Source organism: Roseivivax halotolerans (genome assembly GCF_900115815.1).
Classification (GTDB): Bacteria; Pseudomonadota; Alphaproteobacteria; order Rhodobacterales; family Rhodobacteraceae; genus Roseivivax; species Roseivivax halotolerans.
In genome coordinates, this window is the sequence record NZ_FOXV01000005.1 from 145,301 (window position 1) to 169,043 (window position 23,743).

A 23,743-nucleotide genomic window follows, 5' to 3' on the forward strand; every position below is an offset into this window, starting at 1 on the left:
CATACTGTCCCGGCACCAATTCCCAAGGTTCCAAGGCATGAGCAAACAGCGAAAATTGTTCGAGGAAGTCGGCGCCGACAGCGCTCCGAGGCAGGCCGCCGAGACCGGCGTCATCGACAAGGGACGGCGCGGTGCACGAGCCGCGGTGCGTCTGTGGCTTATGCTGCTCTTTGCGCTCGTGCTCGCGATGATCGTCGTGGGCGGGCTCACGAGGCTGACCGATAGCGGCCTGTCGATCACCGAATGGGCGCCGGTCTCGGGGGCGCTGCCGCCAATGAATGCCGAAGCCTGGCAGCGCGAGTTCGACGCCTACCGCCAGATCCCCGAATACCGGCTGCAGAATGTCGGGATGAGCCTTGAGGAGTTCAAGTTCATTTACTGGTGGGAATGGGGCCATCGGCAGCTTGGCCGGTTCGTCGGCCTTGTCTGGGCGCTCGGGTTCGTCGGCTTCCTCGCCACGCGCAATATCCCGCCCGGCTGGACCGGCCGGCTTCTGGGGCTTGGCGCTCTTGGCGGGTTGCAAGGGGCGATCGGCTGGTGGATGGTCTCCTCCGGTCTCTCGGGCGACCGGATCGACGTGGCCAGCTACCGTCTCGCGACGCATCTGGGCCTCGCCTTCGTGATCCTTGGCCTCATCGCGTGGTACACGTTTCAGCTTGGCCAGCCCGAGCGTGACCTCATCCAGCGGCGGCGGATGCGCGAGGCCAAGCTCTTCTCGATGGGCACGGGCCTCATGCATTTCGCATTTCTGCAGATCCTGCTCGGCGCGCTCGTCGCGGGCATCGACGCGGGGCGCAACTACACCGACTGGCCCCTGATGGCCGGCGGGATCTTCCCGCCGACGCCGTTCGAGATCGAGCCTGTCTGGCGCAATTTCTTCGAGAATGCGGGCCTTGTGCAGTTCATGCACCGTCTGGCGGGGTACCTGCTCTTTGTCTTCGGCATCGTGGTGTGGCTTCGCGCGCGCCGCTCGCCCAACGCCGATACGTGCTTCCGTTTCAACGCCGTGATGGCGATGATGCTCCTGCAGATGGTGCTGGGCGTCGTCACGGTGCTCTACGGCGCACCGCTCGAGATCGCCATCGTGCACCAGCTTGGGGCGGTGATCCTCTGGGTGCTGATCCTTCGCGCGCGCTTCGGCGCGGGCTATCCCAAACCGCAATCCCTGAGAGGCCATGCATGACCGACGCCTATTCCGACCTGATGGCATTCCAGCGGGAGACCGAGGCACTCGGCCAGGTCGCCGGACGACTTGGCTGGGACCAGGAAACCGTCATGCCGCGCGGCGCGACCCAGCAGCGCAGCGAGGAGATGGCGGCGATGGAATCCGTCCTTCATGCCCGCCGTAGCGATCCCCGCGTCGGCGACTGGCTGGCGGAGATAGACGATACCGCGCTAGGCGAGGTCGAGCGCGCGCAGATGCGCCACATCCGCCGCAGCTTCGACCGCACGAGCCGGATGCCCGCCAAGCTCGCCTCCGAGCTCGCGCGCGTCATGTCCGTCGCGCAAGGCGTCTGGGCCGAGGCTCGTGCCAAGGACGACTTCCAGGCCTTCGCGCCCACTCTCAAAGAGGTGCTGGCCCTCAAGCGCGAAGAGGGCGCGGCCCTGAGCGATGGCGGCGATGTCTATAACGCCCTTCTCGACGATTACGAGCCCGGTGCGACGGCCGAGAGCCTCGATGCGATGTTCGGTGCGCTGCGGCCGAGGCTCGTCGCGCTACGCGAGAAGGTGCTGGGCGCCGAAGCGCCGGCCGGGCTGTCGGGCAGCTTCGACGAGGGCGCGCAGATGCGCCTGGCCCGGCATATTGCCAAGACCTTCGGCTATGACATGAGCCGGGGCCGGGTCGACAAGGCGGTGCATCCGTTCTCTTCCGGCTCGGGCACCGATGTTCGGATCACGACCCGCACCGCCGAGGACGATCCGTTTAACTGCCTCTATTCGACGATCCACGAGGTCGGTCATGCGAGCTACGAGCAGAACGTCGATCCGGCCTACCTGCTGACACCTTTGGGGCAGGGTGTGTCGATGGGCGTTCACGAAAGCCAAAGCCGGATTTACGAGAACCAGCTCGGGCGCTCCGAAGCCTTCACCCACTGGCTTTTCGGTCAAATGGGCGAAGCCTTCGGCGACATCGGCATCACCTCGCCCGACGGGTTCTACCGCGCCGTGAACAACGTGCGGAACGGCTACATCCGCACCGAGGCGGACGAGGTGCAGTACAACCTGCACGTGCTTCTTCGTTATGACCTCGAACGGGCGCTTATCGCGCGGGATCTCGAGGTCGACGATCTCGAGGCGGCCTGGAACGAGAGGTTCGAGGCCGATTTCGGCTACAAGGTCGACCGCGCATCCAACGGCGTTCTGCAGGACGTGCACTGGTCCGTGGGCCTCTTCGGCTATTTCCCGACCTACACGCTGGGCAATGTCTATGCCGGCTGCCTCAACGAGGCGCTGCGGCAGGCAAGACCGAACCTCGATGCCGAACTCGCGGCCGGTGATCTGTCGGGGGCGACAGGCTGGCTGCGGGACAATGTCCAGGTGCATGGTGGCCGCTACCGGCCGCGCGAGGTCATCGGACAAGCGACCGGGGCTGAGCCAACGGAGGAGCCGCTCTTGAGCTATCTCGAGGCCAAGTTTATGCAGCTCTACGGGCTCCGCGCGGCATGAAAAAAGCGCGGCCCGAAGGCCGCGCCAGTGCTACGGTGTGCAAGTGGTGTGGTGCGAAAGCACCGTGTAACCCCACTGAGAGACCGATTGGCATGGTCCGTTCCCTGAATGTCAGGGGCGGGATGCCGCTCGAAAAACTCAGCTACGAATACATGTACAAGTTAAACACTCTATCAGAACGTGTTGCCTGCCAAGTGCCGATTTCTCAAACCTGAGATTGCAAAGACGGCCGGCGACTCAACCGCTCTCTAGATGCCGGCGCTGGACTTCGTCGAGTTTCACGAAGGCGTCCATGATCCAGTCGACAACCCTGCGGATCACCGGGTCGGAGCGCCGCGTTTCATGGAACATGATCCAGAATTCCGCCTCGAACGGCTCCGTGCCGGGTTTCGAATATTCGAGCTCGCTCGATGCCGCCGCCATGATTTCGGGCAGGGGGCCGTGCATGCCCGTGACATGGATCAGGCTGAAGATCGCCGCGAAATTTTCAACGCGCACTGCCGGTTGAGTGTCGAACATGTCGCGCCCCATCGTCATGACCGGAGCCTGGTCGAACATTTCTGACAGACCGATCCAGCGATTGGTTTCGGCGCTGCTGCCACGCTTGGTGAACATGTTGAACAGGATGCTGCCTGCCTTGCGCGTCACCACGCGCCCGCTATCGGGCGTGCCCAGCTGAACGACGATGTCATGCTCGCCTAGACCCTCGCGGAGGAGCCGATCGTTGAAGGTCAGCCCGATGCCGGACAGCGTCTCCGTCTCGGTGCTCATGTTCGGGATCAGGACCTGGGAGGTCACGAATGGAGGACACCCAATATTCACCGGCACTTGCTGCGAACCTTCAGACGGCTCTCGGGAGTTGAGCGCGGTCTGCAGCTCTCCGTCGAAGGTCTGCGCGAGGTCGATCAACCGCGCAACGGAGGTGGACGGCTTCCACCCGTGCGCGGTCTTCACGAATGCCGGCTCGCCAAGGGTTTCGGACAGCCGTTCGATCCGGCGCGACACGGTCGCGGTATTGGTCCCCAGCATCTTGGCTGCGGCTGTCATGGTTCCGGTTCGCGAGAGCGCGACGAGGAACCTCAGATCATCCCAGTTGTCCATTGAGCGTGCTACCTGCGATTGAAGCGAGTGAAGATGTGCGCCTAACACAACATACAACGCGGGACACGACCGCTTTGCCCCACGTCACCTCGGGTAATGTGGCTCATTTGCGGAAATCCGCCATTGCATTTTGCGTGTGTGAGCGGATTCACACCTATTCTTCTGTGTTTTCCGTCTCGGGGCCGTCGTCTTCCGCCTGCTCTGCGATCCAGGCGACCGACACGACGGTCTCACCTTTGCCCGTGTTGAACACTTTCACACCTCCCGCAGAGCGGGAGCGGAAGGAAATGCCGTCGACCGGCACACGGATCGATTGGCCCTTGGAGGTGGCGAGCATGATCTGGTCGTCGATCTCCACAGGGAAGGACGCGACGATCGGTCCGCCGCGCATGGTTTTCTCCCATGCCGTGACACCCATGCCGCCCCTGCCACGCACCGGATAGTCGTGGCTCGACGTGAGCTTGCCGAGACCGCCCGCGGTGATCGTGAGAATCAGGTTTTCTGCGGCCGACATCTCCGCATAGCGCTCGGGCGCGAGGGGAGCGTTGGCATTGCCATCCTCTTCCTCGCCGTCGGAGACCTCCGCGTCGTCAGCAAGACCAGCCATCGCGCGGCGCATCTTGAGATAGGAGGCGCGCTCATCGGACTCCGCCGAGAAACTGCGGATCACGGACATCGAGACGACCTCGTCGCCGTTCGACAGCTTGATGCCGCGCACCCCGGTGGAATTGCGCGAGTTGAAGACGCGCACATCCGGCACGCGGAAGCGGATCGCGCGGCCTGAATCCGTTACCAGCATCACATCGTCCTCTTCGGAGCAGATGCGCGCGTTGATAAGGCGGGTATTCTCGTCCTCGCCCTCGAATTTCATCGCGATCTTGCCGTTACGCATGACGTTGGTGAAATCGGACAGCCGGTTGCGGCGGACGGAGCCCTTGGACGTGGCGAACACGATCTGCAGCTCGTCCCAATCTGCCTCGTCGCGGTCGACCGGCATGATCGCGGCGATGGAAACGCCCGTCGGAATGGGCAGGATGTTGACGATCGCCTTGCCCTTGGAGGTCCGCCCGCCCAGCGGCAGGCGCCAGGTCTTGAGCTTGTAGACCATCCCGTCGGTCGTGAAGAACAGAAGCTGCGTGTGGGTGTTGGCGACGAAGAGCGTCGTGACCGCGTCATCTTCTTTTAGCTGACCGCCGGAAAGCCCCTTGCCGCCGCGCTTCTGGCTTCTGAAATCGGCCAGCGGCGTGCGCTTGATGTAGCCACCTTGCGTGACGGTGACGACCATGTCCTCGCGTTCGATCAGGTCCTCGTCGTCCATGTCGCCGGCCCAATCGGCGATCTCGGTGCGGCGCGGCACGGCGAAAAGCTCGCGCACCTCGCGCAGCTCGTCGGCGATGATGCCCATGATCCGCTCGCGGCTTCCGAGGATCTCCAGGTATTCCTTGATCTTGCCGGCCAGCTCTTCGAGCTCGTCGGTGACTTCCTTCACGCCGAGCTGGGTCAGGCGCTGGAGGCGTAGCTCAAGGATCGCGCGGGCCTGCGCCTCGGACAGGTTATATGTCCCGTCCTCGTTCATCTTGTGCGTCGGATCGTCGATGAGCCGGATATACGGCGCGATCTCTTCGGCCGGCCAGCGGCGCGTCATCAGCTTCTCGCGCGCTTCGGACGCATCGGCGGAGGCCCGGATCGTGGCAACGACCTCGTCCACGTTGGACACCGCGACCGCGAGACCGCACAGGATGTGACTGCGCTCGCGCGCTTTGCGAAGAAGATAGGCGGTGCGCCGGGCGACGACGTCTTCGCGGAAGTCGATGAAGGCGGTCAGGAACTTTCGCAGCGTCAGCTGTTCAGGCTTGCCGCCGTTCAGCGCCAGCATGTTGCAGCCGAACGAAGTCTGCATCGGGGTGAACCGGAAAAGCTGGTTAAGCACCACGTCCGGGGTCGCGTCGCGCTTGAGTTCGACCACGACGCGGACGCCCGAGCGGTCGCTCTCGTCCTGCACATGGGCGATGCCCTCGATCTTCTTGTCGCGCGCCGCCTCGGCGATCTTCTCGATCATCGAGGCCTTGTTCACCTGGTAGGGGATCTCGTCGACGACGATGGCGTAACGGTCCTTCCGCAGCTCCTCGACGCGGGTCTTGGCGCGGATGATGACCGAGCCGCGTCCTTCGAGATACGCCTTCCGCGCGCCCGAACGGCCAAGCATCAGTCCCCCGGTGGGGAAATCCGGCCCCGGCACGTATTCGATGAGCTGCTCGGATGTGAGATCCGGCTCGTCGATCAGCGCGAGCGTCGCGTCCACCACTTCGCCCAGGTTGTGCGGGGGGATGTTCGTGGCCATGCCGACCGCGATACCGCCCGCGCCATTGACGAGCATGTTCGGGAAGCGCGCGGGCAGGACGGTCGGTTCTCGGTCCTTGCCGTCGTAATTGTCCTGGAAGTCGACCGTATCCTTGTCGATATCGGCCAGAAGATAGCCCGCGGGCTTGTCCATCCGCACTTCGGTGTAGCGCATCGCGGCCGGGTTGTCCCCGTCCATCGAGCCGAAATTGCCCTGACCATCGAGAAGCGGCAGCGACATGGAGAAATCCTGCGCCATCCGGACCAGCGCATCGTAGATCGCGCTGTCGCCGTGCGGGTGATAGCGACCCATGACGTCGCCCACCGGGCGCGCGGACTTTCGATACGACTTGTCGTGCGTGTTCCCGGTCTCGTGCATCGCGTAAAGGATGCGCCGGTGCACAGGTTTCAGGCCGTCGCGCAGATCGGGAATCGCCCGGCTCACGATCACGCTCATCGCGTAATCGAGGTAGGAGGATTTCATCTCGTCGACTATGGAAATCGAAGGCCCCGACGGAGCTGCCGGCTCGGGCGGGGTTTGTCCTTCGTTTTCAGGGGGTTCCGGCGTATCGGTCACGTGTCGCGCTGGCCTGTGCTATTTCTATATCTTGTTGTCCTTCTTATAGCAGACCCCAAGAGAAAGGTGCAACTCCACGCCGCTGCAAAGCGTTTTTGGCAGCATGCAGACAGCTGTGCTAACAACTTGTTTTTGTTGATTTTTGAGAGGAGCTCGGCAAGCATTTCTTCCTACGAGGTCATCGAGGAGAAAAAAATGGAGATGAGCGAGACCGAATTGATGCTGAAAGGCTACGGCCTGACCACCGCCGAGATCTTTTATCGGATGCCAGACTACCGACATGTGCTGAACAGTTTCGTCTGGCAGGACTACGATCTTGCCCCCGATCATCCCAAGTTGTTCGAGTTCATCGAGTTCTGGCAGGACGAGATCGAAGGGCCGCTGCATTCCGTGCGCTTTGCCCATCGCAAGATGATCGCGCCCGGCGAATGGCGCAACGTCGTGGGCGAGCTCAAGTATCACTGAGCTTCAGCGGCTGCGCGCTCCGAGGCCGAGCTCCATCAAGGCGCGGCGCACCGGCGCGGCGTCATGCAGAAGGCCAAGACCCTTCGCCCGCGCAGCCTGCAACAGCGGCAGGCCTTGCTGCGAAGCGCGATTGAGCGCGGCGATCCCGCTTAGCCTGAGACGGATGTCGGGCATGCGGGCGCGGGCATAGCTTTCCAGCATCTTGCTGTCGCCAAGCTCATTCGGGCGCGCCTCGGCCAGCTCGAGAAGCGCGCTGAGATCCTTCAGAGACATGTTGAGACCCTGCGCGCCGATCGGCGGCATCACATGCGCGGCCTCCGCGACGAGGGCCAGCCGCTCCGAGGTCAGTCGCTCCGCCGCTTGTGTCACGATGGGCCATGTCGGCCGGCGCGAGGCGAGGCTCAACGTTCCGTATAGCCCGCCGGAGCGAACGTTCATCTCCGTCTCGAAGGCGTCGGTGTCCAGCGCCGCCAAGCGGTCTGCTTCGGCCGCATCGCACATCCAGACAATGGCAGACGATGGTTTGCCCTCGTGATCGGGCAGGGGCACCAGCGTGAAGGGGCCGCCCTCCCTATGGATCTCGGTCGAGACGTTGTCGTGGGGACGCTTATGGGTCACCGCGAAGGCAAGCGCTTTCTGACCGAACCGCATGGTGTGCACGCCGATTCCGGCGGCCTCTCGCATCGGCGAGCCGCGTCCGTCCGCCGCGATCACGAGCCGCGTCTTCACCTGGCTGCCATCCGACAGACTGACGCGGGCTTCCCTCGTGCGCGTGAAGAGCGAGGTCGTCGCTGTGCCGGGCCGATAATCGACGTTCGGCAACTCTTCGAGGGCCGCGGACATCTCGCGGCGCAAAAGCCAGTTGGGCAGGTTCCATCCGAAGGGCGCGTCGGAGATATCGATCGCGTCAAACTCGCGGATGACGGGAGGATCCTGGCTGATATCGGCGATCCGCATCACCTGCAGCGGGGTCGCGTGGTCCGCAAGACGCGCCCAGAGACCGGCGCGGTCCAGAAAGTCGCGCGCCGGTTGCAGAAATGCCGTGGTGCGCAGGTCGGCCCCTTCCGCATCCCGGCTCGTCACCGGAGGGGCGGGATCGACGATGAGAACGGAGAACCCCGCGCGGCCGAATGCCGAAGCCGCGGTAAGACCGGCGATGCCGCCGCCCGAGATCAGAATATCGCAATCCATCGCAGAACCTCCGTATCAGTGAGCTAGTCTTGCCGCGCCTCGAATGCCAGCCGCGCTTTGTCGCGGGCCTTCAGACGAGGCGAGACAGGAACTCCGTGAGATCGTCGGTATGATGGTGGATATGCGGCTGCGGCTCGGGCTCGGGCGCGACATGCACCGTCCGCATTCCCATCGCGTGCGGTGCGGCGAGGTTGCGCGGATCGTCCTCGAACATCGCGGCGCGGGCCGGGTCGATCTCGCCCAAGGCAAGGATCGTCTCGAAGGCACGGCGCTCGGGTTTGGGCCGGAACTCGGCATGTTCGACGCCGTAGACCGCGTCGAACAGCCCATCGAGCCCGCGCGCTTGCAGCACCCGTTCGGCATACGGGGCCGAGCCGTTGGTATAGACGATGCGCCGACCCGGCAGCGCCGCGACATGCGCGCCGAGCGCGGCATCCGGCGTCAGCACATCAAAGGAGATGTCGTGGACCTCGTGCAAGTAGCCATGCGGATCAACGCCATGCACCTCCATGAGCCCGGCAAGCGTCGTGCCATATTCGGCCCAGTAGGCATGGCGCAGGCGGTCCGCCTCCGCGCGCTCGACGCCAAGCTCGCGCATGACCCAGTCTGTCATCCGCACCTCGATCTGATCGAAGAGCCGCATCTTTGGCGGGTAGAGCGTGTTGTCGAGGTCGAAGATCCAGGTCTCGACATGGGAAAACTGCGGTTTCATCCCCCTGAGCTAGGGCTGAAACCTTCCGCGCGCAATGGCTTAGGGACAGGCAGCTTGCCTCTCGGGGCGGGCCGCGCCTATCGTCGCGGGATCGGGGCGAGGGAGAGAGGCGCGATGCGCGAGAAGACCACACCGCAGAGGGACGCATATTCGCTGATCCTCGAGGCGATCGATACCGGCACCTATCGGCCGGGCGACCGCCTTGTCGAAAGCGATCTGGCTGAACGGTTCGGCGTCTCGCGCACGCCGATTCGGGAAGCGCTGCAACGACTTGAGACGCAATCGCTGCTGACACGCGACGGGCGCTCGCTCATCGTGGCATCGCTCGACCACAACCAGATGGCCGAGCTCTATGCCGTTCGCACGGAGCTTGAGGGGCTCGCGGCCCGGCTCGCCGCACGTCACGCGACCGAAGAGGAGATCGAGGTTCTCGCGGACATGATCGAGGAAGACCGCGCGCGGCTCACCGATCCGTCCGCGCTGGCCCGAGCGAACCGGCGGTTTCACAAGCAGATCCACCTTGCCTCGCATAACCGTTTTCTGGTTCAGCAGCTCGACCTCGTGCATCGATCGATGGCGCTGATGGCGACGACCTCGCTTGCGGCCGAGGGGCGGGGCGAGCGTGCGCTCGGCGAGCATCAGGCGATCGTCGATGCTATCGGGCGCCGCGACGAGGAGGCCGCCTACCAGGCCTTGCGGGACCATATCTCCGTCGCCTTCGTCACGCGCCTCAAGCTCGACGCGGCGGGAGAGCGTTGACACCCTCGTCGCTGCTTACAAGGTCTGCGCCCGGCCCGTCGGGGGCAGATTTTCCGTGTTGGGTCTTGTCCCAGTAGAAGGGTTTCGTGACCACCTCCCAGATCGCCTTCCAGGCGGCGAGCGTGCCGAGCGGATAATAGAAGATCAGGCTCGGCACCCAGGGCATCAGCCCGATATGCGGTGAGCGCGCGACCGCGATGAGACCAGACAGGATCGAGACGGCTTCGGCGGTCACGTAGGTGGCGAAGAGCGCGTGAAGAGCGGGGGCCGACAGAACGGCCTCGGCCGGGTGCGGCACATTGGCGAGGATCAGCCAGAATGACCAGAGCGCCGGGGCCAGGAGGAACTGCGCCAAGGCGCCAAGAAACATGATCTGAAAGCCGAGCGCACGCCAAATACCGAGATCCCGCACGAGGCCGGCAGGTCGGCGGCTGTGGACCGCCCACGTCATCGCGTAGCCTTTCAGCCAGCGCGAGCGCTGCTTGATCCACGGAAGGGCGCGATTGTTGGCCTCCTCGCGTGTCACCGTCGGCACGAGTTCGGTCCGGTAGCCGCGCCGCGCCAGACGGATGCCGAGATCGGCATCCTCGGTCACATTATGCGCGTCCCATCCGCCCACCTCGTCGAGCACGTCGCGGCGGAAATAGACCGTCGTCCCTCCCAGCGGCACCGGCAGGCCGAGCCTTGCAATGCCCGGCAGCTGCAAGCGGAACCAGCTCGCATACTCTATCGCGAAACATCGGGAGAGCCAGTTGGCCTTGGGATTGTAGAAGTCGAGAATGCCTTGCAGGCAGGCGACGTCCCGTCCGCGATTGCGAAAGCGCGCCACGATCCGTCGGATCTGATCGGGGGCGGGCGCATCTTCTGCATCAAGAACGCCGATGATCTCGCCTCGGGCGAAGCGCATCGCATAGTTGAGCGCGCGCGGCTTCGTTCTGAGCGTGCCTTCGGGCACCACGACCGTCTGGCACCAGCCGGGCAGGCGCGTGCGGGCCAGGACCTGCTCGGTCTCCTCGTCGCAATCCTCGAGCACCAGGAGAACCTGGAGAAGCGCGCGCGGATAATCGAGCCGCCCGATCCGTTCCGTAAGGGCCGTGGCGATCTCGGCCTCGCGGAACAGCGGCACCATGATCGTGACCGGGGGCAACGGCGCCTGAGGTTCGGGATCCTCCGGTGCGCGGGTCCGGCTCGCCAGCATCGCCGCGAGTTTCAGCGCCTGGCTTACCACGAGCGACAGGGTCGCGAGCGCGAGGATCGCCGTGAAGAAGGTCAGCGGCGCGGCCCAGAGGGTTGCGGCCGCGGCCGCGGCGATCGTCAAGGCAACCAAGGTTCGCAGCGGCCCCGCGCGGCCCATATCGCGGCAGGAGTCTTCCGCCGTGACAAGGCTCTCGGCCTCCGCGACAAGCTGCGCGCCGTGATGCGCCCCGATCTCCGCATGGATCACGCTTTCGCTGGCAAGAAGCATGACCGCATCGCGCCCTTGCGCCTTCAAAAGCGTGCGTCCGGCCTCGAACCCTTCGGGCGAGGCTGCCGCAAGCTGCACCTCTTGGCCAACCAACCGCCACGGCAAGACGCCATGCGCGAGACATTCATCGGCGAAAAGAAGGTTCGTGACCTCGGGGTCGGGCGGATACTCGTCGCGGTCGAGAAGCGATACCCCGTCGCCCAAGGCACGCGCTAGAATATCCGCGCCAACCATGTCCCGCGATTGCAGCACGCGGTGCAGCGGCGTTGCGGTAAGGTGCGCCTCGCCCATCGCTTCGACCAAGTCTGGCACCGGGACCGCGCCTGCCTCGAGGAGGCGGGCCGAAAGCGGCCGCCGCGACGCGGCGCTGCCTGTGTCGATATCGGTCTGTAATGGCGCGGACATGTGCAAGGCCTCCGAAATAACTCGGAAAGCCTTTTGGCGCGCGCATGGTTAAGCGCTGATTAACGATACCCGGTCGGGAGACGTTTTCAGGCGTGCGCGGTCTTCTTCTCGCTCATGAAGTTCGCGAACCGCTCGAACAGATAGAAGCTGTCCTGCGGACCGGGGCTGGCCTCGGGGTGATGCTGGACCGAGAAAATCGGCTTATCGGCGACCCGGATGCCGCAATTCGATCCGTCGAACAGGGAGACATGCGTTTCCAGAACACCTGTCGGCAAGCTTTGCGAGTCGACAGCGAAGCCATGGTTCATCGAGGTGATCTCGACCTTGCCGGTCTCGTGATCCTTGACCGGATGGTTCGCGCCGTGATGACCGTGGTTCATTTTCACGGTCTTGGCGCCGAGTGCGAGCGCCAGCATCTGGTGGCCGAGGCAGATCCCGAAAACGGGAATCTCCTTTTCCATGACGCCCTGAATCATCGGAACGGCATAGGCACCCGTTGCCGCCGGATCGCCGGGGCCGTTCGAGAGGAACACACCATCGGGCTCGAGCGCGAGCACATCCTCTGCGGTCGCCGTCGCGGGCAGAACCGTCACGTCACAACCCGCCGAGGCGAGGCAGCGCAGGATATTGCGCTTGGCGCCATAATCGATGGCGACGACCTTGTGCTTTGGCGCGGTCTGGCGCGTGTAGCCGTCAGGCCAGGCCCAGGTCATCTCGTCCCAGCGATAGCTCTGGGCGCAAGTCACGTCCTTGGCAAGGTCGACGCCTTCGAGCCCCGCGAAACCCCGCGCCTTGGCGACCAGCGCGTCGGTGTCGAAATTACCGTCGGGATCGTGAGCGAGCGCCACGTGCGGCGCGCCAAGCTGACGGATCGCGCGTGTCAGTCGCCGCGTATCGACGCCGCCGATCGCGATCCTGCCGCGTGCGGCGAGCCAGTCGCCCAGCTCCTGCGCGGCGCGCCAGTTCGAGCTTTGCGTCGGCATCCACTTGACGACCATGCCCGCGGCGACCGGATCCTGCGTCTCGTCGTCGTCCGGGTTCACACCGACATTGCCGATATGGGGAAAGGTGAAGGTGACGATCTGCCCGGCATAGGACGGATCGGTCATGATTTCCTGGTAGCCGGTCATCGCCGTGTTGAAGCAAAGCTCGGCAACGGTATCGCCCGTCGCGCCGAAACCCTGTCCAAAGAACAGCGTTCCATCGGCAAGGGCGAGGCAAGCGGTCGGTGTGGACATGGGCAGCATCCTCGGGACGATCAAATCCTGACCTACCTAAGGAGGCTCCGACCCAGCGTCAAGAGCGGCCAAAATAGTGAAAATACATCGATTTCAATTACTTAACCTCGCGTCGCGCGATGTTGCGTGTCGGAAAGGTTGCGGGTAGGGTCGAGCGCTGGCACCACAGTCTCAGACGAGGACAGGCATGGACCTGCGAACCCGCATCAACACAGCAACGAAGAAGGCGATGAAGGAGAAGGATGCCGATCGGCTGTCCACGCTCCGGCTCATCAACGCGGCCATCAAGGACCGCGACATCGCCGCCCGTGGGGAGGGCCGCGAAGACGGCGTCTCGGACGAGGAGGTGCTGTCGATCCTGTCCAAAATGGTCAAACAGCGCCGCGAAAGCGTGAAGACCTATGAAGAGGGCGGACGTCTCGATCTTGCTGCGCGGGAAGAGGGCGAGATCACGGTGATCGAGGAGTTCCTGCCGCGCCGTCTCTCGGATGCCGAGGTCGACCAGGCCATCGACAAGGCGGTCGCAGATGTCGGCGCAAGCTCCATCCGGGACATGGGCCGGGTCATGGGCGAGCTGAAATCGCGCTATTCGGGCCAGATGGATTTCGGCGCGGCCGGTGCGCGCGTGAAGACGCGGCTCTCGAGCTAGAGGTCTGCGAAATGCCGCGCGACGCTGCCCAATGTCGCGCGATCTTCTATCTCGAACCGCTCCACGAAGCGGGTCTTGAAGGACACCCGTCCGCGCCGCGCTCCGAAATTCTCACCGTGATTGAGCTCGTAGAGCACTGCAGGCTCCGGCAACGGCTGCAGCGGCGCGCCCGCGAGCGCGGCGAGATAGGGGAACATCCGGTGTTCGTGCTGCCACATCGCACCGAGGAATGCCGCACTCTCGGGCAGGTTCGGATCATGCGGTAGCGCGGCGCAGGAGCCGCAGAGCTTCCAGAACGCCCGCTGGCGCGGCGCGGCCAGGCTTGGCGGGCGGGCAAGAGCGATGCGCCGTGCCGCGACATCGCGCACGTAGCCGGTCTCTACCAGCCAGCCGGGGCCCTGGCCGCGCAACATCCAGCCGACCGCACCCGGGTGCAGAAGATCATCGGCATCGAAACTCATGGCATAGGAGGCAGGGCCGGCATCTTCGGCAAGTGCCCGCGCCAGCGCGTCAAGCTTGCGCCATTTGTCATTGCCGGGCTCGGCATCCTCGAACGGCAGGTGACGGATGCGGGAATCGTCCGGAAGCGGCGGCGCGTCCTGGCAGCAGATCACCGCCTCCCAGCGCGGATCGCTCTGTGCCTGGAAACTGGCAAGCGTGCGCGTAAGCCGGGCGGTGACCGCGTCCCAGTCGCCCACATGCGCGCGGGAGACGAGGGGGATCAGGAAGACGACGCGCTCGGCGTCGCGCGAGGGCGCATCGGCGCGCGCAAGGCGCAGCTTAAGGGCCGCGCGCTCCGACTGCTGAAGATCCTCTTGCGCGAGAAGACGCTCCGGACCGAAAGCGCGCGCCTCGAAGAGACGCTGCCAGCGCCGCGCCTTGGGCGTTGCGGGAACCTGCGCCATCAGGCGGCCGGACCGATATGGCGGAGCCGATCCGACAGGTCCGAGTAAAGCGCCTTGCGCTCGTCCTCGGACAGGAACGCCCCGATTTCGACCTCCCGGCCCGCGCCCGCGAGGGTGACGTAGTTCGGCACGGGGCCGCCTTTCTGATGAAGTGCCACCCGCGCCCAGTAGGGATTGCAGTGCCAGTCGAGCGCGTCGCCCTTCGGATTGACGCGGGTCAGATGCATGTCTTCGGGCGTGATCTTGAGGATCTCCACGATCTGCCGGTCCGCTTCGTTTCGCCGGAGCGCGTAGTAGAGCCCTGCGAGCGCGATCAGCAGGAAAGGCAGAAGCCCCCAGAGGAGAGTTGTGCCCAGAAGGCCGTAAAGCGGCAGGGTCGCCATCCCGAAGGTCGCAAGGATGAAGGCGGCGAAGCCTTTCGGCGGCAGGGAGTTGTGCGGCCAGAGCTTCAGTTCCTGCTCGGGACGCTGGGGGTCTTGCGATGTCCAGGCATAGGGCATGGCGCGTGTCTCTGTTCGGCGGAAAGAAGCGACGGATGTATCGCCCCTCTGACGGAAAAGGCCCCGCGCATCTGGCGGGGCCTTTGTCGGTTTCGGTCTCAGGCCCGGATCAATGCGCCGGGTTCTTGTCCCAGTCTTCCCGCTTCGGAAGCTGCTCGAACGTGTGTTCGGGCGGCGGGGAGGGCAGGGTCCATTCCAGCGTGTCCGCGTATTCGTTCCACGGGTTCGCCGCGGTCTCTTTCCGGCCCTTGAACAGCGAGTAGAAGATCACGCCGAAGAAGAACAGGAAGGAGGCGAAGGACAGGAAGGCGCCCCAGCTCGACACGTAGTTCCAGAGCGCATAGGCCTCGGGATAATCGATGTAGCGGCGCGGCATGCCCTGGCGGCCCAGGAAGTGCTGCGGGAAGAACGTGATGTTCGTGCCGATGAAGAAGGTCCAAAAGTGCAGCTTGCCTGCCCATTCGGGATACATCCGGCCGGTCATCTTGGGGAAGTAGAAGTAGATCCCCGCGAAGATGGCGAACACGGCACCCAGAGACATCACGTAGTGGAAGTGCGCCACGACGTAGTAGGTGTCATGGTAGGCGCGGTCCACGGCGGCCTGGCTGAGCACGATGCCCGTCACGCCGCCCAGCGTGAAGAGGAACAGGAAACCGAACGCCCAGAGCATCGGCGTCTTGAACTCGATCGAGCCGCCCCACATCGTCGCGATCCAGCTGAACACCTTCACGCCCGTCGGCACCGCGATCACCATCGTCGCCAGCATGAAGTAGCTCTGCTGGGTCAGCGACATGCCCACGGTGTACATGTGGTGTGCCCACACGACGAAGCCGAGCGCGCCGATCGCGATGATCGCCCAGACCATCGGCAGGTAGCCGAAGATCGGCTTGCGGCTGAAGGTTGCGATGACGTGGCTGATGATGCCGAAGCCCGGCAGGATCACGATGTAGACCTCGGGATGCCCGAAGAACCACAAGATGTGCTGGTAGAGCACCGGATCGCCGCCGCCTGCGGGATCGAAGAAGGTCGTCCCGAAGTTACGGTCGGTCAGCAGCATGGTGATCGCGCCCGCGAGAACCGGCAGGGCCAGAAGGATCAGCCATGCGGTGACGAACACGGACCATGCAAACAGCGGCACCTTGAAGAGCGACATGCCCGGCGCGCGCATGTTGAGGAACGTGGTGATCACGTTGATCGCGCCAAGGATGGAGGAGGCACCGGAGACGTGGACCGCGAAGATCGCAAGGTCCATCGACCAGCCGCCCTCACGCACCGACAGGGGCGGGTAGAGAACCCAGCCGACGCCGGAGCCCGCCTGACCATTGCCGCCCGGCGCGAAGACCGAGCAGACGGCCAGCGTCGTGCCGGCGACGTAGAGCCAGTAGGAGAGGTTGTTCAGACGCGGGAACGCCATGTCCGGCGCGCCGATCTGGAGCGGCATGAAGTAGTTGCCGAAGCCCCCGAAGAGCGCGGGAATGACCACGAAGAACATCATCAGGATGCCGTGCGCGGTGATCAGCACGTTCCACAGGTGCCCGTTCGGCGTACATTCCGCCGTCGCGGCGGGCAGGAGGCGCGCGCCTTCCTGGCACATGTACTGCACGCCGGGCTCCATCAGCTCCATCCGCATGTAAACGGTGAAGGCGACCGAGATGAACCCCGCGAGAGCCGCGGTGATCAGGTAAAGGATCCCGATATCCTTGTGGTTGGTGGACATGAACCACCGGGTGAAGAAGCCCCGGTTGTCTTCGTGCTCATGGCCGTGAATGGCGGCGTCTGCCATGAAAGCCTCCTCAAGTGACAGAAAGGGGGAGAGATGCACGCACCTCTCCCGGCTTTGAGGGGCGTTTTAGGCAAAGCGCCCGCCCGCGGCAATGACCGCTTTCGTCGCACGGGGAGTATTTTTGTCGCAGATCAAGGACAGTTGCCGAATCTGTCATTCAGACTGGACAGATTCGGCCTCGCCCAGTGTCACTCCGCGCGGATGATGCGCCCTTCGCCAGGGGCAAGCGGGTCTTCCGCCCCAGTTGAGTCGCCCGAGGTCGACAGGATCAGGGCGCCTTCCGGCCGAAGCATCGCCTCCTCCGTGCCGATATTGAGAAGAACCTCGATCCGCGATCCATCGAGAACTCGCGCGTATCGCAGGACATCGCCTTCGGCGCGCACGTCCTCGAGCGTGCCGCGCCGTAGCTCCGGCATCTCGCGGCGCAGCTTGAGGAGCGCGCGCGTGAAGGCCAGCATCGAGCCTTCCGACGCGATCTGCCGCGCCACCACGCGTTCTGGGCCGAGATCCATCGGTAGCCAGGGATCGACGGTCGAGAATCCGCCGAAAGGACCGTCCTCCCAGGCGATGGGCGTGCGCACGGGGTCGCGGCCAAGGCCCTGACCTGGAACGTTTTTCTCCCACGGATCTTGCACGCGGTCGGGTGGGATCGCGACATTCTCCATCCCGAGCTCGTCGCCCTGGTAGATCGTCGGCGTGCCCCGGATCGTCAACAGGAGCATCATCGCGTTGCGCGCCTGCGCGGGACCGACGCGGCTCGCGATCCGGGCGCGGTCGTGGTTGCCGAGAACCCAGTTGGGCCAGGCCCCCTCGGGCAAAGCGGCCTCATATTCGGTTATGAGCCCCACGAGGTTGCCTGCGTCCCACTCCGCCTCGATCAGAAGGAAGTTGAACGGCTGCTGGAAGGCGTCGAGCGCGTCGCCGTAATACTTCATCACCTGCGGGATCTCGCCGTAGGCCTCGCCGACCAGAAGGCGCGGGGGATCGTATTCCTCGGCCACGGCACGCATCTCGCGGGCGATGTCGAAAATGACCGGCTGGTGCTTTGTGTTGGTGCCGAGATGCGAGCGCGCGGGCCCCATACTTTCGACCCAGTCGGGATTGGGCGGATTGTCCCCGGCTTCGGGGTCGGGGCCCATATTCTCCACCGCATCGACGCGGAAGCCGTCGACGCCGCGATCGAACCAGGTTCGCATCACGTCGTACATCGCCTCGCGCAGCTCGCGATTGTGCCAGTTGAGCGAGGGCTGCTCGCGCAGGAAAACGTGCAGGTAATATTGCCCCGTCGCCTCGTCGAGCGTCCAGGCTGGCCCCGCGAATTCGCTGATCCAGTTGGTCGGTGGGCCGCCATCGGGCGCGGGATCGCGCCAGACATACCAGTCACGCTTCGGGCTGTCCTTCGATGCGCGGGCCTCCTCGAACCACGGATGCCGGTCGGAGGTATGGCTCGGCACGAAATCGAGAAGCACCTTCATCCCGCGCGCATGGGCATCCGCGACAAGAGCCTCGAAATCCTCGAGCGTGCCGAAGGTGGGGTCGATCCCGGTATAGTCCGAGACGTCGTAGCCCGCATCTTTCATCGGCGAGGGGAAGATCGGGGAGATCCAGATCGCATCGATCCCGAGATCCTCCAGATACCCGAGCCGGGACGTGATCCCCTTGAGATCGCCGATCCCGTTGCCGGTCGTGTCCTGGAAGGAGCGCGGATAGATCTGGTAGATCACGCCGTCTTTCCACCATTCGCTCATCTGTCGGCTCCTTTCCGGGTAAGTCCTGGTCTTGGGCCAACCTGCGCGGCCTGTAGCGGACTTCAAGAGGCGCAAGGCCCGAATGGCGAGTGACCCGGCCCTGATGCCTGAAGTTTCGGCAGGCTCACGCCTCGCTTTTCAGCTCGAAAATCGCGCGGACCGGGGCGTGGTCGGAGGTTTCCTTGCTGTCGCTCTCGGGATCCCAGTGATGGGAATTGAAGACGTCATAGGTGATGTCGGCGACAGGCCCGCGCGGATTGCGGCGGTTGAGCCCGTTCGAGACGAGCACGTAGTCGAGGACCGAGGCGTGCATCCAGCCGACATGCGTCGGCGTCAGGCCCAGACCCTGCGGCGCGCCGAGCCCGGAGGTCGAATAAAGCTGCCAGGTGTAGCGGTTCGATTTCTCGGAGTTGTCGAGCGCCTGGTATCGCGTTCCGGCGATATAGGGCACGTCCTCGTTCTGGGTGAGGATACGCAAGGTGAAGCTGCCGGGCTCGTCGTTGAGATCTCCGAGCACCGCGAGCGGCAGATCGCGATCCGTCGCCATTCGCTTCATCGCCGCCTCATAGAGCATGATCGCCTCGCCGGCACGGCGGATCACCTGGCTCGCATCGGCCTGCGCGCGTTGAGAGAGGTGATCGCGAAACCGTTCGGACCATCCACCGAAGGCCGCGACGCGATCCCTGTCGACGAAGGCCCCTTGGGATTTGAGATGCGCGCAATAGACGACGAGCGGTTGCGCGAGACCCGGCACCTCGATCTCCGCTTCGATGATCTGGCGGCGGAAGTCGAAGTCGGGCGCAAGAAGACCATCGGGCTCGACCGAGGGATCGGCGGCCAGCGGGCCCGCGCTCAGGATCGGAAACCGCGAGGCAAGCGCGACGACCGGCCCCTGCCAGACGACGGTGCCGTCCTCCTCCGTCTCGAAGGCGGGATCGCCTCCGAAGACGACGTTGGGATAGCCCGCTGCGGTCGCGAGCGCCCGGAACTCTTCCCTCGAGAAGACCTCTTGGAACCCCACTATATCGGCATCGAGATCGGCGAGGGTCCGAAGGATGAAGTCCTGCTTCAGGGCCCACTTGGCCTCGGAGTTGGAATTGCCGCTTTCGCGATCATACCAGTAGGTGCCGGGTGCGGCGTATTGGTAGAGGTTGAAAGTGGCGAGGCTGAATTGGGCCATGAATGCGTTCCTGTATCTCTTGGATCAAATGCCACAACCTTAGCGTGACTTTGTGACGTTTTGAACGCGCATCTCCGCCGGGGATTACAGCGGGCCGAACACCTCCTCGAAGCTTTTCCGCAGGGCCACGTCAACGTCCGGCATGGTGACTGGCAGTCCGAGATCGACGAAACTGGTCACGCCGTAATCGGTGATGCCGCAGGGAACGATCCCGGAGAAATGCTCAAGCTCGGGTTCGACATTGATCGACACGCCGTGGAAGCTGACCCAGCGGCGCAGGCGGATGCCGATGGCGGCGATCTTGTCCTCGGCTGTGCTGCCATCGGGCAGAAGCGGCTTCTCGGGCCTTTCGATCCAGACCCCGACCCGGCCATCGCGAATATGGCCGGTGAGGCCGAACTCGGCCAGAGCCGCGATCACCCACGCCTCGAGATCCGCCACGAACCGGCGCACGTCGCGGCCGCGCCGGCCGACATCGAGCATCGTGTACGCGACGCGCTGGCCCGGCCCGTGATAGGTGTACTGCCCGCCGCGTTTCGTGGTGAAGACCGGAAAGCGATCCGGCTCGCGCAGATCCTCGGTGCGGGCGGACGTGCCGGCGGTATAAAGCGGCGGATGCTCCACCAGCCAGACGAGTTCCTCGGCGTCGCCCGCCGCGATTGCCTCGGCGCGCGCCTCCATGACCTCGACGGCCTCGTCATAGCCGGTCAGGCCCTCGCTGATGCGCCACTCGACCATCGCTTTCTCGGCCTCCGTGTTCGGTTGGCTGTTCCTCTACCGCTTTGCCGGCGCGGACGGAACCCGCCACCGTGTCATCCGGTTTATCCCGGTACCAGGCAGGGACCGGCCATGAGCGAGCAAAAGACAGACAATTCGAACCGCATTGCGGTCCTGCTGAACCGGGCCTCCGGGGCGGACGACAAGGATGGCGTCGCCGACCGCCTCAAGGCCGCCTTCGCCGAACACGGCGACCGGTTCGAGCTATTCGCCTTCGAGAAGGGGGACCGGCTGATCCCCGAATGCCGCCGCGCGATGAAAGCCGGATACGGCACCATCGTCGCAGCGGGAGGCGATGGCACGATCTCGGGCGTCGCGCAGGAGCTGGCAGGCAGCGGGCACCGCATGGGCATCATCCCGCAAGGTACGTTCAACTTCGTGGCGCGCGGGCTCGGCATTCCCGAGGATCCGGAAGAAGCGGTCGCGCTTCTTGCCTCGGGCGAGGCGCGTCCCTTTCCGCTTGGCGAGGTCAACGGCTATGTCTTCGTGAACAACGCCTCGCTCGGGGTCTATCCGCAAGTCTTGAAAGAACGCGAGGGCACCTACAAGCGCTGGGGCCGCTCGCGGTTGGCCGCGCATTGGTCGGTGATCGTCACGTTCCTTACCTTTCGGCGACCGGTGCAGATGAAGGTCCGCGTCGGAGGGCGGGAGGTACGGCGGAAGACGCCGCTTGCCTTCATCGGCCGCTCTGCCTTCCAACTCGAACATTATGGTCTCGAAGGCGCCGATGCCGTCCGGGACGGGGCCTTCGCGCTTTACCTGTCCCCGGAAGCCAGCCGTTGGGAGCTTTTGATGCGCGCGCTCAAGCTCGCCTCGAAAGGCATGGTCCTGAACCGGGACTTCGAGCTCTTTACGGGCACCGACATCGTCATCGAGACAAGCCGCAAGAGCCAATCGGTCGCGATGGACGGGGAGCGCCGCCGCATCGAAGGACCGTTTCGCTTCCGGATGTTGAACGATGCGCTTGATGTGGTAGCGCCTTCCGCCGCAGGCCCGAAGAACAGCGAGGCCGGGGACGAACGCGAGGCATGACCCGGATCGTCCATATCTCCGATCTGCATTTCGGCCGTGATCGCCCCGAACTCTTGCGTCCGCTGCGCGAGGCGATCGACCTTGCCGAGCCCGACCTCATCTGCGTCTCCGGCGATCTGACCCAGCGAGCCCGCCCTGGGCAGTTCCGCGCTGCGCGAAAGTTTCTTGACCTCCTGTCCGCGCCCTGGATCGCGGTTCCAGGCAATCACGACACCCCGCTCGACAATCTATTCGTGCGCTTCGCAAGGCCCTGGAAGCGCTGGCGGCGTTATGTCTCGCCTGAGCTTGAACCGGTCTGGGATGGGCCTGATTGCGCGGTGGTGGGGCTGAATACGGCCGATCCACTGGCCTGGCAGCGAGGCCGGCTTCGGCCGCGCGGCCTGTCGCGGATCAAGGGGCGGCTCGGCGAAGCCGCCAAAGCGGGGCATACGGCCATCGTGATGATGCATCACCCGCCCGAACAGCTCGAGGCCGACGAGAAACAGCCCATGCGCGGTGCCTCGCACGGTCTGCACCGTCTCTCCGAGATGAGCGCGGATATCGTCCTCTGCGGGCACCTGCATGTCTGGCGCGCGCGGCCCGTCTTCCAGAGCGAGGGCATCTTGCTGTTGCAGGTCGGCACGGGCTTGTCGACGCGCGGACGCGGCGAGCCCAACGATTTCAACGTCATGACATTGGAGAATAGCGGGTTGGCGCTCGACCGCTACGGTGCGGGGGCGCGCGAGACGGGCTTCACGCGCTTGTCGAGCCACCGTTTCGAGAAGCAGAACGGGCGCTGGCAGGAGCTGTGAATGCCGCTGCGGCAAGGCCCGCAAAAAATCGCGAAAATCCCCTTCACATCCCCAAACCGCTCGTCTATACGCCCGCTCACCAAGTCACAGGCAGTGCGGTCGTGGCGGAATTGGTAGACGCGCAGCGTTGAGGTCGCTGTGGGGTAACTCCCGTGGAAGTTCGAGTCTTCTCGACCGCACCATTTATCTCCGAAATTGCGGATGCGCCGAACGGGCGGGCTCTTGCCCGGTCGAAGCTGCCTTGCTACGCGCAAGCTTGGCCGGCTGTTCCGGCAGGGAGACCGCGATGCGGACGGCTATCGGCACGAGCGACTACCACGTTCCCGGCGAGACCTTCATCAATCGGCACATCGCGCATCTCTTTGGCGGCGATACGGTGGTCGTGGCCGGCCGGTCGAACGGCGAGAATCCCTATAGCAAGGACGTGTTCGAGCGGCGCGCATCGCTCGGGGCAGGGGACATGCTGCAGATGCCGGTCTGGAGCGCCTGGAACCGCTGGCGTCACAAGACGACGCGGCTGCCCTTCGGCAGTCAGAAGAGGGCTCTCGCCACATTTCTCCGCGAGGGGAAGGTCGAGCTGATCCTCTCGGAGTTCGGTACGCAGGCGCTGGCGCTCGCGCCTCTCGCCAACGAGCTCGAGATCCCCATTTTCACGTATTTTCGCGGCACGGACGCCTCGAAGAGCCTGCGCCCGCCACGGATGCAGGCGGCCTACCGGCTGATGATGCCGCGCCTTTCGGGCGTCGTCGCGGTGAGCCAGTTCCTTCTCGACAACCTCGCGGCGCATGGCGTCACGCATCCCAACGCGCATGTGATCCCCTCGGGCGTCGACGTGCGCCGCTTTGTTCCGGGTGAAAAGCGGCCGCTTTCCTGCCTTGCGGTGGGCCGCTTCGTGGAGAAAAAGGCCCCGCTCATCACGCTCACGTCCTTTGCGGAAGCGACGCGCGATCTGCCGGACGCACGGCTCGACTTTGTCGGCGATGGCCCGCTCCTCAACGCGGCGCGCGTGGCGGCGGACGGTCTCGATGTCGCGGACAAGGTCACCTTCCACGGCGCGCAGCCCCATGATTTCGTGCGTCAGAAACTGTCGGAAACGGAGTTCTTCCTCCAGCATTCCGTCACCGCGAAGGACGGCAATACCGAAGGACTGCCGACCGCCATTCAGGAGGCGATGGCCTCGGGCTGCATCACGGTCTCGACCCGCCACGCGGGCATTCCCGAAGCCATCGATCAGGGCGAGACGGGATTTCTCGTCGATGAGCATGATGCGCGAGGGTTCACCGGCGCCATCGAGAAAGCGATGACGTCGGACGACCGGGGCGCTATGGCGGCCCGCGCGCGAAAAGTGGCCGAAACCCGCTTCGACAACGACGCGCTCCTCCACCGGCTCGAGGATGTGATCCGCGAGACGCTCCGCCACTGAGGCGCTTTCCCTCGATGCGCGGCTCGGGATAGGAG

Annotated in this window: 19 protein-coding genes, 1 tRNA gene and 1 pseudogene; 9 read left to right on the plus strand and 12 right to left on the minus strand. The window is 64.5% G+C overall.

Features of this window, described 5'->3' with window-relative positions:
- The first annotated feature begins 37 nt into the window (after positions 1-37).
- Positions 38-1,183 carry a heme A synthase gene (gene ctaA / locus BM171_RS09010; protein WP_093010799.1) on the plus strand — a complete coding sequence of 382 codons (1,146 nt, stop codon included), beginning with the start codon at positions 38-40 and terminating at the stop codon, positions 1,181-1,183.
- Positions 1,180-2,667 (plus strand): carboxypeptidase M32, encoded by a 1,488-nt coding sequence (locus BM171_RS09015; RefSeq protein ID WP_093010801.1) that lies wholly within the window; start codon positions 1,180-1,182, stop codon positions 2,665-2,667. The genes ctaA and BM171_RS09015 overlap by 4 nt, the downstream gene beginning before the upstream one ends.
- 237 nt (positions 2,668-2,904) lie before the next feature.
- On the opposite strand, the gene BM171_RS09020 is transcribed toward BM171_RS09015, so the two are convergent.
- Together BM171_RS09020 and gyrA are read right to left on the minus strand one after the other, a co-directional pair.
- Entirely contained in the window at positions 2,905-3,768 is an 864-nt protein-coding gene (locus BM171_RS09020) for a LysR family transcriptional regulator (protein WP_093010804.1), read from the minus strand.
- A 154-nt stretch (positions 3,769-3,922) separates the two neighbouring features.
- On the minus strand, positions 3,923-6,685 hold the full coding sequence (gene gyrA / locus BM171_RS09025; protein ID WP_093010806.1) for a DNA gyrase subunit A: 2,763 nt from the start codon (positions 6,683-6,685) through the stop codon (positions 3,923-3,925).
- A gap of 195 nt (positions 6,686-6,880) precedes the next feature.
- Between gyrA and BM171_RS09030 the strand changes: the two genes are divergently transcribed.
- Positions 6,881-7,150 (plus strand): usg protein, encoded by a 270-nt coding sequence (locus tag BM171_RS09030; protein WP_093010808.1) that lies wholly within the window; start codon positions 6,881-6,883, stop codon positions 7,148-7,150.
- A gap of 3 nt (positions 7,151-7,153) precedes the next feature.
- Here the strand turns inward: BM171_RS09030 and BM171_RS09035 are convergent, their stop codons facing one another.
- Both BM171_RS09035 and BM171_RS09040 read right to left on the minus strand, forming a co-directional pair.
- The gene (locus tag BM171_RS09035; protein ID WP_093010810.1) at positions 7,154-8,341 is read right to left on the minus strand and encodes a UbiH/UbiF family hydroxylase; all 1,188 of its coding nucleotides are present in this window, start codon (positions 8,339-8,341) and stop codon (positions 7,154-7,156) included.
- 70 nt (positions 8,342-8,411) lie between these two features.
- Positions 8,412-9,053: a pyrimidine 5'-nucleotidase gene (locus tag BM171_RS09040; protein WP_093010812.1), complete on the minus strand. Its 642-nt coding sequence runs from the start codon at positions 9,051-9,053 to the stop codon at positions 8,412-8,414.
- A 114-nt stretch (positions 9,054-9,167) separates the two neighbouring features.
- Between BM171_RS09040 and BM171_RS09045 the strand changes: the two genes are divergently transcribed.
- Positions 9,168-9,812 carry a GntR family transcriptional regulator gene (locus BM171_RS09045; RefSeq protein ID WP_093010814.1) on the plus strand — a complete coding sequence of 215 codons (645 nt, stop codon included), beginning with the start codon at positions 9,168-9,170 and terminating at the stop codon, positions 9,810-9,812.
- Here BM171_RS09045 and BM171_RS09050 read toward each other — a convergent pair.
- Both BM171_RS09050 and carA read right to left on the minus strand, forming a co-directional pair.
- Entirely contained in the window at positions 9,784-11,682 is a 1,899-nt protein-coding gene (locus tag BM171_RS09050) for a glycosyltransferase (protein WP_093010816.1), read from the minus strand. The two genes, BM171_RS09045 and BM171_RS09050, sit on opposite strands and share 29 nt — an antisense overlap.
- 86 nt (positions 11,683-11,768) lie before the next feature.
- Positions 11,769-12,929, minus strand: a complete 1,161-nt coding sequence (gene carA, locus BM171_RS09055) for a glutamine-hydrolyzing carbamoyl-phosphate synthase small subunit (RefSeq protein WP_093010817.1) — start codon at positions 12,927-12,929, stop codon at positions 11,769-11,771.
- Positions 12,930-13,107: 178 nt separating this feature from the next.
- On the opposite strand from carA, the gene BM171_RS09060 reads away from it, so the two are divergent.
- The gene (locus BM171_RS09060; protein ID WP_093010819.1) at positions 13,108-13,569 is read left to right on the plus strand and encodes a GatB/YqeY domain-containing protein; all 462 of its coding nucleotides are present in this window, start codon (positions 13,108-13,110) and stop codon (positions 13,567-13,569) included.
- Here BM171_RS09060 and BM171_RS09065 read toward each other — a convergent pair.
- The 6 genes and pseudogenes from BM171_RS09065 to lipB all read right to left on the minus strand — a co-directional run.
- Positions 13,566-14,474, minus strand: coding sequence for a hypothetical protein (locus BM171_RS09065; RefSeq protein WP_093010821.1), 909 nt, complete (start codon positions 14,472-14,474; stop codon positions 13,566-13,568). The genes BM171_RS09060 and BM171_RS09065 overlap by 4 nt on opposite strands.
- Entirely contained in the window at positions 14,474-14,974 is a 501-nt protein-coding gene (locus BM171_RS09070) for a DUF2244 domain-containing protein (protein ID WP_093010823.1), read from the minus strand. The genes BM171_RS09065 and BM171_RS09070 overlap by 1 nt, the downstream gene beginning before the upstream one ends.
- Before the next feature lie 109 nt (positions 14,975-15,083).
- Positions 15,084-16,757, minus strand: coding sequence for a cytochrome c oxidase subunit I (gene ctaD / locus BM171_RS09075; protein ID WP_093010825.1), 1,674 nt, complete (start codon positions 16,755-16,757; stop codon positions 15,084-15,086).
- 188 nt (positions 16,758-16,945) lie between these two features.
- Positions 16,946-18,505, minus strand: a complete 1,560-nt coding sequence (locus BM171_RS09080; protein ID WP_093010827.1) for an alpha-amylase family glycosyl hydrolase — start codon at positions 18,503-18,505, stop codon at positions 16,946-16,948.
- A gap of 124 nt (positions 18,506-18,629) precedes the next feature.
- The gene (locus BM171_RS09085; RefSeq protein WP_093010829.1) at positions 18,630-19,685 is read right to left on the minus strand and encodes an endonuclease/exonuclease/phosphatase family protein; all 1,056 of its coding nucleotides are present in this window, start codon (positions 19,683-19,685) and stop codon (positions 18,630-18,632) included.
- A gap of 84 nt (positions 19,686-19,769) precedes the next feature.
- Positions 19,770-20,432: pseudogene (gene lipB / locus BM171_RS09090) on the minus strand (lipoyl(octanoyl) transferase LipB); the annotation flags it as partial.
- 102 nt (positions 20,433-20,534) lie between these two features.
- On the opposite strand from lipB, the gene BM171_RS09095 reads away from it, so the two are divergent.
- The 4 genes from BM171_RS09095 to BM171_RS09110 all read left to right on the plus strand — a co-directional run bounded on the left by BM171_RS09095 (position 20,535) and on the right by BM171_RS09110 (position 23,708).
- Complete coding sequence (locus BM171_RS09095) at positions 20,535-21,494, plus strand: diacylglycerol/lipid kinase family protein (RefSeq protein WP_093010833.1); 960 nt, start codon at positions 20,535-20,537, stop codon at positions 21,492-21,494.
- Positions 21,491-22,285, plus strand: a complete 795-nt coding sequence (locus BM171_RS09100; protein WP_093010835.1) for a metallophosphoesterase family protein — start codon at positions 21,491-21,493, stop codon at positions 22,283-22,285. The genes BM171_RS09095 and BM171_RS09100 overlap by 4 nt, the downstream gene beginning before the upstream one ends.
- A 95-nt stretch (positions 22,286-22,380) precedes the next feature.
- Positions 22,381-22,467: transfer RNA gene (locus BM171_RS09105), tRNA-Leu, on the plus strand.
- Between the two features lie 104 nt (positions 22,468-22,571).
- A complete protein-coding gene (locus BM171_RS09110) occupies positions 22,572-23,708 on the plus strand; it encodes a glycosyltransferase (RefSeq protein WP_093010837.1) in 1,137 nt (378 codons plus the stop codon).
- Positions 23,709-23,743 lie beyond the last annotated feature (35 nt).

Excerpts from the sequence above, each read along its gene's own strand:
- BM171_RS09015 (WP_093010801.1), top strand. The coding sequence starts at position 1,180 with ATGACCGACGCCTATTCCGACCTGATGGCATTCCAGCGGGAGACCGAG.
- carA (WP_093010817.1), bottom strand. The coding sequence starts at position 12,929 with ATGCTGCCCATGTCCACACCGACCGCTTGCCTCGCCCTTGCCGATGGA.
- BM171_RS09020 (WP_093010804.1), bottom strand. The coding sequence starts at position 3,768 with ATGGACAACTGGGATGATCTGAGGTTCCTCGTCGCGCTCTCGCGAACC.
- ctaD (WP_093010825.1), bottom strand. The coding sequence starts at position 16,757 with ATGGCAGACGCCGCCATTCACGGCCATGAGCACGAAGACAACCGGGGC.
- ctaA (WP_093010799.1), top strand. The coding sequence starts at position 38 with ATGAGCAAACAGCGAAAATTGTTCGAGGAAGTCGGCGCCGACAGCGCT.
- BM171_RS09095 (WP_093010833.1), top strand. The coding sequence starts at position 20,535 with ATGAGCGAGCAAAAGACAGACAATTCGAACCGCATTGCGGTCCTGCTG.
- BM171_RS09030 (WP_093010808.1), top strand. The coding sequence starts at position 6,881 with ATGGAGATGAGCGAGACCGAATTGATGCTGAAAGGCTACGGCCTGACC.
- BM171_RS09060 (WP_093010819.1), top strand. The coding sequence starts at position 13,108 with ATGGACCTGCGAACCCGCATCAACACAGCAACGAAGAAGGCGATGAAG.
- BM171_RS09080 (WP_093010827.1), bottom strand. The coding sequence starts at position 18,505 with ATGAGCGAATGGTGGAAAGACGGCGTGATCTACCAGATCTATCCGCGC.
- BM171_RS09100 (WP_093010835.1), top strand. The coding sequence starts at position 21,491 with ATGACCCGGATCGTCCATATCTCCGATCTGCATTTCGGCCGTGATCGC.
- BM171_RS09065 (WP_093010821.1), bottom strand. The coding sequence starts at position 14,474 with ATGGCGCAGGTTCCCGCAACGCCCAAGGCGCGGCGCTGGCAGCGTCTC.
- BM171_RS09035 (WP_093010810.1), bottom strand. The coding sequence starts at position 8,341 with ATGGATTGCGATATTCTGATCTCGGGCGGCGGCATCGCCGGTCTTACC.
- BM171_RS09045 (WP_093010814.1), top strand. The coding sequence starts at position 9,168 with ATGCGCGAGAAGACCACACCGCAGAGGGACGCATATTCGCTGATCCTC.
- BM171_RS09085 (WP_093010829.1), bottom strand. The coding sequence starts at position 19,685 with ATGGCCCAATTCAGCCTCGCCACTTTCAACCTCTACCAATACGCCGCA.
- BM171_RS09040 (WP_093010812.1), bottom strand. The coding sequence starts at position 9,053 with ATGAAACCGCAGTTTTCCCATGTCGAGACCTGGATCTTCGACCTCGAC.
- BM171_RS09050 (WP_093010816.1), bottom strand. The coding sequence starts at position 11,682 with ATGTCCGCGCCATTACAGACCGATATCGACACAGGCAGCGCCGCGTCG.
- BM171_RS09110 (WP_093010837.1), top strand. The coding sequence starts at position 22,572 with ATGCGGACGGCTATCGGCACGAGCGACTACCACGTTCCCGGCGAGACC.
- BM171_RS09070 (WP_093010823.1), bottom strand. The coding sequence starts at position 14,974 with ATGCCCTATGCCTGGACATCGCAAGACCCCCAGCGTCCCGAGCAGGAA.